General features: G+C 58.5%; 3 protein-coding genes and 1 pseudogene. All 4 read left to right on the top strand.

Annotated features, from left to right (window positions below; all coding sequences use genetic code 11):
* Window positions 1-473: 473 nt before the first annotated feature.
* The 4 genes and pseudogenes from ACXKZD_RS11940 (at window position 474) to ACXKZD_RS11925 (ending at window position 13,218) form a co-directional block, all read left to right on the top strand.
* Window positions 474-2,192, top strand: a complete 1,719-nt coding sequence (locus ACXKZD_RS11940; RefSeq protein ID WP_488981628.1) for a ShlB/FhaC/HecB family hemolysin secretion/activation protein — start codon at window positions 474-476, stop codon at window positions 2,190-2,192.
* Between the two features lie 39 nt (window positions 2,193-2,231).
* Window positions 2,232-3,158 (top strand): annotated as a pseudogene (locus ACXKZD_RS11935) (two-partner secretion domain-containing protein); the annotation flags it as partial.
* The gene (locus ACXKZD_RS11930; protein ID WP_488982086.1) at window positions 3,150-12,608 is read left to right on the top strand and encodes a hemagglutinin repeat-containing protein; all 9,459 of its coding nucleotides are present in this window, start codon (window positions 3,150-3,152) and stop codon (window positions 12,606-12,608) included. The pseudogene ACXKZD_RS11935 and the gene ACXKZD_RS11930, both read left to right, overlap by 9 nt.
* Window positions 12,598-13,218: a hypothetical protein gene (locus ACXKZD_RS11925; RefSeq protein WP_072014606.1), complete on the top strand. Its 621-nt coding sequence runs from the start codon at window positions 12,598-12,600 to the stop codon at window positions 13,216-13,218. Before ACXKZD_RS11930 ends, ACXKZD_RS11925 begins: the two co-directional genes overlap by 11 nt.
* The last annotated feature ends 2 nt before the right edge of the window (window positions 13,219-13,220 follow it).

Here is a 13,220-nt window from a genome sequence, read left to right as displayed (position 1 = left end):
TAAAGCAAAATGCATTCATAATTTTGACTAAAGTAAAATTTTATGAGCATGGCAGGGTAGTATGTTGGTGATGCCTGAAATGCGTACCATTAATAACAAGAGAGTAACCGTAAGAATATTTGCTATAGCCAGAAAACTTTTCAGGTAACGAGTTCGGCTACTTCAGTTCCGTCGTTAGCCCGGCTACAAAGCTGGTCTCTGACGCGCTGGACGAATGGCTAATCCCTTGTTATTCATTGGCTAAAAATATCCGTCTCTGCGCCTTTAGCTAATCCCGGCGATTCGTCAGACTCAATAACCCCTGAGATACGGGTAATTACTGGTACTTTTTTAAATGGCCCGTCCCACTAACTTTTGTAAGCTTAGTGTAAGTTTTTCTGTAATTTTTCTTGTGGTTTTTGATTCCAGCGCCATAATGTGCGCAGGAAAAAAGTCATATACATTTTGTTACACCTTAACCACATGGATCGGTTATGCAGCCCCAAAAAAATGGAGTTTTAACAACGCTGGCACCTCTGCTTTGCGCTTTGCTGATTACCATCCTGCCAGTTTGCACTGTGCAGGCGGCACCGGGTGATGAGCAATTACAGCATCAGCAGGAGCAACAAAAAGCGCGTCAGCAACGGCTGATGCCACAGGTGCCTGATGTGCGTCTCTCAGAAACGGTTCCGGCACCTTCCCACCTGACGTTCCCGCAGGAAACACCCTGTTTTGTTATTCAGCAGGTCAGTCTGTCCGGGCAGGAGGCGCTGCCGCACTGGGTGCCTCTGCAACGTCTGGCCAGTCAGGCCAATGGTCATTGTCTCGGCGTAAAAGGCATCAGCCAGTTAATGAGCACGCTGCAAAACCGGCTGATTAATCATGGCTGGGTCACTACGCGCGTGCTGGCTCCGCAGCAGGATCTGCGCCAGGGCGTGCTGCACCTGCTGATAGTGCCTGGCAAAATCCGCAGTGTGGAACTGTCACCCTCATCATCCCGCTATGTCAGCCTGTGGCCGACATTACCCGCCCATGCAGGCAATCTGCTGGATTTACGGGATATTGAACAGGGGCTGGAAAACCTGCAGCGTCTGCCGACGGTGGAAGCGCATATGGCGCTCCGTCCTGGCCTCAATCCGGGTGAAAGTGACATCGTGATTGAACGCACGCAGCGCCGTTTCTGGCGACTCGGCGCATGGCTGGATGATTCCGGCACCGAAAGTACCGGGCGCTATCAGAGCGGGATGATGCTGGCGCTGGATAACCCGACCTCCCTCAGCGATCTCTTCTACCTGACCGCCAGTCGCGACCTGGGATTTGCTGGCAGAAAAAGCAGCAAAAGCCTGTCGGGACATTACTCGGTGCCTGTCGGCTACTGGCTGTTTGGCCTTACCGCCAGCGACTACGACTACCATCAGACAGTCGCCGGTTACAGCCGCGATTTTCTCTATGCCGGAAAGAGTCGCTCGCTGGATGTGCAGGCCAGCCGGGTGATCTACCGTAATGCCGCCGCCAAAACCACCGTCAGCGCCGATGTGCTGGTTAAAGAGTCGCGCAACTTCATCAACGACACCGAAATCAGCAGCCAGCAGCGCCGTACCAGCGCATGGCGACTCGGCCTGTCACACCGGCACTATATCGGTCCGGCGACGCTGGACGCCGGTGTCAGCTATCAGCGTGGTACGCGCTGGTTCGGTGCGCTGCCCGCCTGGGAGGAGTCATATCAGGACTCTACCTATGCCACCGCGCTTTCTAAAATCCTGACCTGGCAGGCGGGGCTCACCACGCCGTTCGCGCTGGGCAATCAGCGTTTAAGTTACAACATCCAATATCGTCGCCAGATGAGCAACACCCCGCTGACACCGCAGGATGAGTTCGCGATTGGCAACCGCTGGACGGTGCGCGGTTTTGATGGTGAGCGCACCCTCAGCGCCAGCCGGGGCTGGACCGTTCAGAACACGCTGGCCTGGCAGACGCCGCTGCCCACTCAGGAGCTTTACCTGGGTGCCGACTATGGCGAGGTGGGCGGCAACAGCGCCTCCCAGGGTGGACCTCTGGGACGACATCTGGCGGGCGGCGTCATCGGATTGCGCGGCGCGATCACGACCGCCAGCCTGAGCTACGACTTTTTTGCCGGGATTCCTCTGTCGAAACCGGACGGCTTCAAAACCGATCCTGTCACCTATGGTTTCAGCGTGAACTGGAACTACTAAACCTTTTATCGATATTGCTGACAATGGACTGTGCGCATTATGAATAAACTCTGCTATCGCCTTATCTTCAACCGGGTTCGCGGCATGCTAATGGTAGTGTCTGACATCACCCGTAGCGGCTATTCACGTGTTGCCCGAAGCCCGAAGCGCACCTCATATGCAGAGGCGAGGGTGCGGATCTCACCGCTCAGCTTTGCACTCTGGCTGGCAGCGGGCGTGGTCAGTCTGCCGGTGCAGGCCAACATTGTGGCAGACAGCAGCGCGCCGGGCAGCCAGCAGCCTACCGTCATGGCCACCGCAAATGGTCTGCCGCAAATCAACATTCAGACGCCCAATAGCCAGGGTGTTTCCCGCAATCAGTACAGCCAGCTCGACGTTGACGCGCGCGGCGCAATCCTGAACAACAGCCATCAGAACACGGCTACTCAACTGGGTGGCATGGTAGCGGCTAACCCCTGGCTGTCAAAGCAGGAAGCGACGGTTATCCTCAACGAAGTCAACAGCCGTAATCCAAGCCAGCTTAACGGGTTTATCGAAGTAGCCGGTAAACGGGCTGCGGTAGTCATTGCAAACCCGTCAGGCATTACCTGTAACGGCTGCGGATTTATTAACGCCAGCCGCAATACGCTGACCACCGGACAGGCGCTGATTGAAAACGGCCAGCTCTAAGGCTTCGATGTTAATGGCGGCCGAATCAATATCGAAGGTCAGGGCCTGAATGACAGCGATGCTGACTACACCCAGATCATTGCGCAGTCGGTAGCGGTTAACGCAAAAGTTCATGCCCGCGAACTCAATGTGGTCACAGGCAGGAACCAGGTTGCGACCGAAGGTAACGTCACTACGGTGAAAGCGGATAATGGGACGACACGGCCTGAATTTGCGCTCGACGTCGCGGCAATTGGCGGCATGTATGCCCATAAAATCACCCTGACCGGCACTGAAAAGGGCGTTGGCGTGCGTAATGCCGGTGAACTGGGAGCCAGCGCCGGTGAACTGCACCTGACCGTGGATGGCAGACTGGAGAACAGCGGCACGCTGCAAAGTCAGGCCGCGCTTCAGATAGCCAGCAATGGCGACCAGGAGAACCGCGGCAACATCGTGTCACAGCAGGATGTCACGCTGGCCTCCAGCGGCACGCTGCGCAACAGTGGGCTGGTGAGCGCAGGCCGTAACGCGACGCTCTCCGCCAGCACCATTGAGAGCACCGCTGAAAGTACGCTGGCGGCAGGCGTTGGGGGCAATGAGACGCTGAGCCAGCCCGGTAATTTGCTGCTGACCAGCCAGGGTGAGCTTAAGGCGCGGGGTAAAAACCTGGCGCACGACCAGATTCAGGCGCGGGGCAGCCGGGTCGATCTCGCCGGGAGCCAGACCTCAGCCGATGCCATCGCGCTGACCTCTACGCAGGCGGATATCAGCACCCAGGGCGCCACGGTGGCGGGCCGTACACTCGGGATTCAGGCTGCGACGGCGCTTAACAATGATGACGGCAAACTGGCGGCGGGCAGCCTCGCTGTCGCGGCACAAAACATCAGTAACAATCGCGGCCTGCTGCGCCAGCAAAACCGCGAAGCCCTGACGATCTCCACGGGGTCGTTGCTCAACAATCAGGGCACGCTGAGCAATGAAGGCGATACCCGGCTGCAGGCAGAGCATATTGAAAACCGCAGCGGGCTCATCGCAGGTAACGGTGACTTACTGCAGCTGGATACGCCATGGCTGGATAATCAGGGCGGCACCGTGCAGCTGGCGGGTAATAATGGCGCGCTGAACCTTAATGCGACCCGGCTGGAGGGCAATCAGGGCAATCTGCTGTCAGCGGGTGCGTTAACGCTCAGCGGCGACAGGCTCGATCTCTCACAGGCACACACCCAGGCAGAGGCGCTGACGCTGACGGCGGGCACGCTGGATCACCGTCAAGGTCTGCTGTCGCAGCGTGGCGCTGGCGAGATGGCGATCGCGGTTTCGGGTGACACAGACAACCGCGATGGGCGGATTGAGAGCGGCAGTAATCTGAATCTTGCCTCAGGTAGCCTGGATAACAGCGGTGGCACGCTGCTGGCTGCGGGCAGCGGCGATCTGCAACTGGATGTTCAGGAGTCCCTGACGAACGCGCAGGGTGCGCTGCAGGCCAGTCACAATCTGCAACTCACCAGCGCAAGCCTGAATAATCAGCAGGGCCTGATTGCTTCAACTGGCGGTGACGCTACGCTGATGACCCGTGAGGCTATTGATAACACCCAGGGTCGCATCGAAGCGGGTCAGCAGGTCACTTTGCGCAGCCAGGCGCTGGATAATCAGCGTGGAACCCTGCTTGGCCACGGCGTGACCATCGACACGCAGCAGGGTGAACTGAACAATACTGGCGGCAACCTGGTCGCCCGTACCGATCTCAGCATTTCCAGCGGGACAACGGACAATCACAGCGGTCTGATCCAGTCAGGCGGCGATTTGACACTTGATACCCACGGACAGGCGCTGATTAACCGTGACAGCGGTAAAGCAGGGATAATCAGCGGTGGCGCACTTGCCCTTAACAGTGGCGACCTGGATAACCAGAACGGCGTTATCGCCGCTGCCTCGGCGGCCAACATCACCAGCGGCCTGCTGACCAACATTGACGGCACACTGATGTCTGATGGGGCGCTGACGCTGAAGACCGGCGCGCTCGACAATCAGCGAGGCTTATTACAATCGGGTCAGGCGCTCTCACTGGATACGCACGGCGCGCAGCTGAACAACAACGCCAGCGGCGATCGCGGCGGCATTGTGGCGCGCGGTGATCTGCAACTCTCAACCGGAAAGTTAGCCGGTGATCACGGCGTCATTCAGGGACAAAACCTGGTGATCGATACGCAGGGCCAGGCCGCTGATTTCAGGTCTGCTCTGCTCAGCGCCAGCGGCGAACTATTGCTGAGCAGTGGCGCGCTGGATAACAGCGGCGGGCGACTGCAGTCCGGCGGTGATATGCAGCTTAATACGCACGGAGAGGCGCTGAATAATGCGGCATCAGGCGGCGTTATTGCGGGAGCTAATCTGCATATCAGCAGTGGTGATCTTGATAACAGCACGGGCTCGCTGGTCTCGGCGGGCGCTATGCGGCTCACCAGCGGTGGACTGAACAACGTCGATGGGATTATTAATGCCGATCATGGATTAACGCTGGAAAGCAGCAGCGTGGATAACCAGCGCGGCCTGCTTCAGTCGGGTGAGGCGTTGTCCGTCAACACCCGGGGCGGCGAACTGAATAACCGCGACAGCGGCGAACGCGGTGGCATTGTTGCAGGCGGCGATCTGCTGCTCTCCAGCGGCCAGATTGATGGCCGTAGCGGGGTGATGCTGGGACAGAATATTCGCATCGATACTCATCAGCAGACCTTCGACCACCAACAGGGGCAACTGGGTGCTAAAGGCACCCTGCAACTGGATAGCGGACTCCTCAACAACCGGGCAGGCAGGATTGAGTCGGGTGGCGATCTGCATCTGGACACCCACGGCAAGAGCCTGATCAACCGTGACAGCGGAGCCGCAGGCGGCCTGTTCAGTGCGGGCATGCTGAAGCTCTACAGCGGCGCATTGGATAATCTGCGCGGCTTCATCACCGGTCATAGCGGCGCGCAGGTTGTGACGGGCGATATCAACAACCAGTCCGGCACGCTGACGGGCGGCAAAGGGCGGCTCGATCTCACCAGCGGGGAGCTGCAAAACCAGGGTGGCCTGTTACAGGCTGGCAGCGACATGACGCTGAACACCCAGGGGCACGCCCTGATCAATCGCGACAGTGGTGACCAGCGCGGTATCGTTGCCCTCAACAGTCTGGATCTGCGCAGCGGGGCAATTGATAACCAGGCGGGTTTCATTGCTGCAGGACAGCAGGCATCACTCAGCGCCAGTGAACTGAACAATAGCCAGGGGCAGGTCGCAGGCAATGGCGGGCTGACTTTCAACGGTCAGGCGCTGAACAACAGTGACGGTAAACTGCAGTCGGCGGGGGATATCACCCTCACCACGGCAGGTCAGACATTGACTAACCAGCGCGGACTTATTGCCGGTGCCGGTAACCTCAATATTGAAAGTGGTGCGCTGGATAACCAGCAGGGACAGATCCAGGGTGGCACCGATCTGACGCTCAATGCGGGACAAAATGCGCTGCTTAATCAGGCGGGCAAACTCCTTTCGGCAGGTACGCTATCGCTGACGGCGGGTCAGTTGGTCAACAATGACGGCCTGGTGCAAAGCGTCGGCACCGGTACCCTGTCACTGAGCCAGCAGCTGGATAACCGTAGCGGGATGATTCAGGGCGGCCAGCAGATGACGATCACCACGCCATCGCTGATCAACCGTGATACACGACAGAGCGGTAAAGGCATTGAAGCGGGCAGTTTAACCATCGAAACCGGCACGCTGGACAACAGTCAGGGTGCTCTGCGCGCAAAACAGAGGCTGGCGCTTACCGTGCAACAGGCACTGGATAACGTCAGCGGGCTGATCTCGTCAGCGGATACGCTGACTATTCAGGACTCAGCCCAGGGGCAGGCGCTCGCCATCAACAATCAGCAGGGCACGCTGATTGCTGATAAAGAGGCGCAGATCAACGCAGCTTCCCTGAGTGGCGACGGACAGGTGTTGTCGCAGGGGAATCTTGGCATCACGCTGGCAGGTGATTTCCATAACCTCTCAGAGGTCAAAGCCAACGGCACGCTGCGGCTGACGGCGGGTGGAAACGTGACCAACGATGGCACCCTCGCTGCTCAGCAGGCGCTATTCCTTACCGCGCAAAATATCAGTAATCAGGCAAATGGCGAGATCAGCGGCGGGCAGACCGAAATTACTGCAGCCGACACCCTGAACAATCGCGGTCTGATTGACGGCGGACTGACACACCTGGTTGCGGGCGTCCTGAATAACAGCGGCACCGGCCGTATCTATGGCGATCACATTGCCATTGCGGCTACGCTGCTCAACAACCTCAGTGAAGCGGGCAAAGCAGCGGTGATTGCGGCGCGGCAGCGACTGGATATTGCGGCTGGCACGCTGAACAACCGCGACCATGCGCTGATCTACAGTGATGGCGATCTGCACATTGGCGGCCAGCTGGATGCGAATAATCAGGCCACCGGACAGGGGCAGCAGCTCAACAATGACGGGGCAACAATTGAGGCCGGGCAGGATGCCACGATCAGCATGGCGGAAATCAACAATACCAACCGCCACCTGACCACGCAGGTCGTTACGACCGAAGATAGCCAGCATCACGACGCGGTGCTAAAAGGCCACACCGATCGTTTTGACTGGGCCGACGTGGATACCAGCAAAAAAAACAAATATGGCGTGCACACGGCAAAAATGCCGGATGGCACCAGCGGCAGCGAGTTTTATGAGTATGACTACCGGCGGATAGTGAAAGAAACCCAGATTCTGGAGAGCGATCCGGGCAAGATTCTGTCGGGCGGTAACATGACCTTTAGCGCCGGCCGTCTTAACAACCACGACAGCCAGATTGTCGCGGGTGCTGTGCTCGGCGGTCAGATAGGCGAGCTGAATAATCAGGCGACAAAAGGAACGCGCGTTACCACGGACGACGGGAAATCGGTTCGCTGGTACGCGAAGAAGAAGAAAAAGAAACTGGGTGGAACCAAAACGTCGCAGGGCAAAGATAAGAAAAACTACCGCCCGGCGCCCGTGACGGAAACCATCGATCTGCAGACGCTGAGCTGGCAGGCGAATGCAGCGCCGCAGGGAAATGGCTATCAGACCGGCAACCGCCAGCAGCAGGGCGTCACCACGCAGGCTGACCGCATCGGCACACCTGCTCTCCAGCAGGCGGTTGCGGCAGTGGCGCTGAGTGCCACGGATAGCGGCAGTGCGTTACTGCCAGCCGGATTACGCTATGACAGTGCGCTGACGCTGAACAAGCTCGGCAGCCTCAAAGACCGGCCACTGCTGTTACCTGCCGGGCAACAATTCTCGCTGACACTGCCAGCAACGGTCGTCGACGGACAGACGATTACGCCGGTGATCCGCGCCGTCTCACCTGACATTCGGCTGCCGGATAACAGCCTGTACCAGCTGCAACCTGGCAGTGACAGCCATTACCTGGTCGAGACCGATCCGCGCTTTGTTAATCAGAAGCAGTGGCTCAGCAGCGACTATATGCAGAACGCTCTGACCACCGACAGCAGCCGGATCCTGAAGCGGCTGGGCGATGGTTATTACGAGCAGCGACTGGTGCGCGATCAGATTATCCAGCTGACCGGCAACCGCTATATCAGCGGGTATGGCAGTGATGAAGATCAGTATCGCGGGCTGATGAATAATGGGGTAGCCTTTGGCAAAACGTACCAGCTGGAGCTGGGCGTGGCGCTGACCCCGGCGCAGATGGCGCTGCTCACCAGCGATATCGTCTGGCTGGTGAATCAGACCGTGACGCTGCCGGATGGCACACAGCAGACCGTGCTGGTACCGCAGGTTTATGCGAAGGTGAAAGAGGGTGACTTAACCGGCGACGGCGCGTTGATCGGGGGCGGTAGCGTGGCGCTGAATGCCCGCAACGACATCACTAATAGCGGGACCATTAAGGGCCGCGACGTGACGCAGCTGACGGCGCAGTCGCTGACCAACAGCGGCTACATCAGCGGCAACACGATCAATCTCACCGCCCGTCAGGATATCACTAACCTGGGCGGCGTCATCAGCGGTGATAAGCAGGTGTCGCTGCTGGCCGGACGGGATATTACCAGCCAGTCAACGCTGCGCGGCGACGGTACCGACCGCTGGATAGATCGTCCGGCCGGTATTTACGTGCAGGGCACCGACGGTGCGCTGACGCTGAGCGCGCTGAACAACATCACCCTGGCCGCCAGCGATATCGGCAACGCCGGAGAGAAGAGCACCACGAAGATTCAGGCGGGCAATGACCTGACGCTCGGCACCCTCAGCACGCAGCACACTGAAAATGACAGCTGGAACAGCAGCAACTACCGTCGCCTGTCACAGCAGAGCGATGCCGGGTCACGCATCACCGCCGGCGGCGCGCTGCAGCTGAGTGCCGGACAGGATATCCGCGCTACGGCAGCGGACGTCACGGCGGGCGGGGCACTGACCGCCAGCGCCGGACGCGACATCGTGCTCAGCGCGGGCAACAGCCGTACCGATCTCACCGAACACAGCAGGCAGTCAAGCAAAGGGCTGCTGTCGGGCAGCAGTCTGGAGACCCACGACGAACTGCACAGCAGCGAGGCGCTCAGTACCACGCTGAGCGGCGACAGCGTCCTGTTTCAGGCGGGCCGCGACATTGCAGTAACTGGCAGCAACGTCGCCGGTACGCAGGATGTTGCGCTGACCGCCGGCCGCGATCTCAGCATCACGACCGCCACAGAAACGCGTGATGAAGTGCATCAGCGCGAGGAGAAAAAATCTGGCCTGATGGGCACCGGCGGCATCGGTTTCACCGTGGGGCAGGCGATGCAGAAGAGCAGCACCGACGCCAGCGGCGCCCTCAGCCGCCGCAGCACGGTGGGAAGCAGCGACGGCAGCGTTACCCTCAGCGCCGGTAACCAGCTTAACGTGCACGGCAGCGACGTGATCGCCGGTAAAGATCTCTCCCTGAGCGGCAGCGACGTGACCCTCAGTGCGGCCGAAAACAGCCACACCGCACTGACGAAAACCGAGCAGAAGCAGAGCGGGTTGACGCTGGCGCTGTCCGGCACCGTGGGCGCGGCGCTGAACACGGCAGTGCAGACCGCCCGTACCGCCGATGAGAGCGGCGATGACCGGCTGAAGGCGTTGCAGGGCACCAAAGCGGCGCTGACGGCGGCCCAGGCCGCGCAGGCTTACCAGATGGACGGCGCGCAGACCGACGCGGCGAACGCCAGAAACACCGCCGCAGGCCTGAAGCCGGGCGACAAAGGTTATGAAGAAGGTTCCACCAACTCGATCGGCATCAGTCTTTCTTACGGCAGCCAGTCGTCGAAAAGCGAGACCCGCACCGAAAGCCGTGAAGCGCAGGGCAGCACGCTGGGCGCGGGCGGTAACCTGGCCATCACCGCCACCGGCGCACAGCCGGGCAGCGCGGGCAACATCCTCGTGCAGGGCAGTCAGCTTCAGGCGGGCGGCGACCTCGGGCTGACGGCGAAAAACGACATCAGCCTGCTTTCAGCGCAGAACAGCGAGCGCACCGACAGCACTAACAGCAGCAAGGGCGGCAGCCTGGGTATCGGCCTGACCGCCGGGTCGGGCGGCTACGGCATCAGCGTTTCAGCCAGCGTCAACGCGGGCAAAGGCCGCGAGAACGGCAACGGGCTGACCCACACCGAGACTACGCTCACGGCGGGCAACGGGCTGAGCCTGAACGCCGGGCGCGACACCAACCTGACCGGCGCACAGGTGCGCGGCGACAGCGTGAAGGTCGATACCGGCCGCAACCTGACGCTGACCTCAGAGCAGGACAGCGACCGCTACGACAGCAAGCAGCAGAACGCCAGCGCGGGCGGCAGCTTCACCTTCGGCTCGATGACCGGCTCCGCGAGCGTCAACCTCAGCCAGGATAAGATGCACAGCAACTGGCAGAGCGTGGCCGAGCAGACCGGCATCTTTGCCGGGAAAGGCGGCTTTGACGTGACGGCGGGTGAGCACACCCAGCTGAACGGCGCGGTCATCAGTTCCAGCGCGACCGCCGATAAGAACCGTCTTGACACCGGCACGCTGGGCTTCAGCAACATTGAGAACCACGCGGACTATAAAACCGAGCACCAGAGTGTGGGCATGAGCACCGGCGGCAGCATCGGCAGCCAGTTCGAAGGCAACATGGCGAACGGTCTGCTGGCGGGGCTGAACGGCAGCGGCAGCGCGTCGTCGGTGACGAAGGCGGCGGTAAGCGACGGCACCCTCATTATCCGGGATAAGGCGAAGCAGACGCAGGACGTGGCGGACCTGAGCCGCGACGCGGCGGGTGCGAATCCGGGGCTGGATAAAATCTTCGATAAGGAGAAAGAGCAGCGGCGGATGGAGACGGCGCAGCTGCTGGCGGAAATCGGCAGTCAGGCGGGCGACATCGCGCGGACGCAGGGCGAGATTGCGGCGACCAGAGCGGCCACGGAAAAGATGGAGAACATCTCGCCGGACCAGAAGAGGGACGCCGAAGCGCAGTGGCGGAAAGCGAACCCGGGTCAGGAGCCGACCGCGGCCGACATCACCGGACAGGTCTATCAGACGCTGTACAACCGGGAGATGCTGGCCGGCGGAATGGGAACCGGCGGGTCGGTGCAGCAGGGTATCAGCGCGGCGACGGCGGCGATACAGGGGCTGGCGGGGGGCGATTTGAAAGCCGCACTGGCTGGCGGTTCGGCCCCTTACCTTGCAGAGCTGATTAAGCAGAAAGCGCCGGATGAGGCCAGTCGTATAATGGCACATGCTGCGGTGGCCGGAGTTATAGCTGCCGCACAGGGTAATTCAGCGGCAGCAGGTGCGGCGGGCGCGGCTACCACCGCCGCGATGAGTGAAGCCATCAAAAATGTTCTGTACGGTGACGTGCCGGTCAGTCAGCTTAGCGAACAGCAGAAGCAGACGCTGGTCGCGCTGGGAACGGTTGCGGCAGGTCTGGCAGCCGGGCTGGCTGGAGAGACTACGGCGGACACGGTAGCCGGAGCGCAGGCGGGCCAGAACGAAATCAGCAATAACATGGTCAGCATGGGCATGTTGCAGATGATGCAGGCTAAATCGTTGCTGGATGCGGCGGCAGTGGCCGAAGCGGGCCAGGGCGGCGCAAATGAACAGGCGGCACTGGCGCTGACCAAAAAGGTAAAAGCAGGGCTGGACGCGACCTGCCTGGCGAATACCAGCTGTGTGATAATGGCTGTGGTTACGGCACAGCAGCACACGAACGGAGCAGGCAGCAAAACCGAAACCGTACCGGTTAATGATGATTTGACGGGTGGTAAGCTGGTCAATCCGGCGCAGGATGAGAATAAGGGAACTCCGCTGATCACGCCGGATCAGTCTGGTGAGCAGGGATCCAGCAATACCGGAAATACGGATGGTATGCCGGATACGGGAGGCAATACCACGGTTACGCCGATCCCTGAGCAGAATAAGGATGATCTGGCTTATCTGGCTGAAGGGGACAAGCCTGCAAATCTTTCTCCTGAAGGGGCTGGTCGCTCAGGTGCTTTTAATGAGGCGAAGAGACAGTCTGGTATACCAGTGAGTCAGAGCCCCAATAAGGTATCCCCTAATATAGACAAGCGTGGTAATCCTCAACCAGGTTATATATATGAATTTATAGTTCAAAAACCGGGAGGAGGTACGCAAAAAGTTTATATAAGAGATGATGCTGGAGGCCATTTCTTTGGAGTCGATGATCCTCAAAATCGAGGCTCACATTTTAACGATCCTGCAGGTAACCACTATGACTACTGATGTTGTTATTAGATATGCTGAAGATATAAATGAAAAAAATCAGATTACAGATTTTAACTTATTTTCAATAAGCGGCAAGGGTATCTCTGCAGTGAGCTGGGAATTACCCAATGCGCCACTAAAGAAATTTGGTGAAGGTTTATTAAAAAAAATGGTAGAGAGTTATTCTGCAGGTGTTAGCGATGAAGACATATACACATTTGTCGTTTTATCAGCGGAGCAACCTGATAGCGCAATTGTTAACCACAGAAAAACCTGGGGTTTACTTAATGTTAGAGGTGTTAAAGTTAATGGGGTTGAGGAAAAAAAAGATGTGATAGTTAAGGGAAGTGAAGGGTTGATTCTTTCCGGCTTAGGTTCTGTTAAATCAAATAGCTTGGGAGTAATTGAAAGCTTAATTAATAGCGGCGAGAAGGTGTTTTTTTCAACCATCCAATCAACTAATGTAAATATGACTGCTTCCATACCGAGGCAGATAACAGAATGGATGAGTAATATCTGGATAAATAATGGTGTTGTTTTTTTTGCATTGGGGCGTTATGACGAACCTGATTGTGAAATTGTTGCTTTAGGCCAAAAAAGAAACCTGCAAAAACTTAAGTACACCTGACG

The organism is Pantoea sp. ABR1s (assembly GCF_057812235.1).
This window is presented reverse-complemented; position numbering and strand designations above follow the sequence as displayed.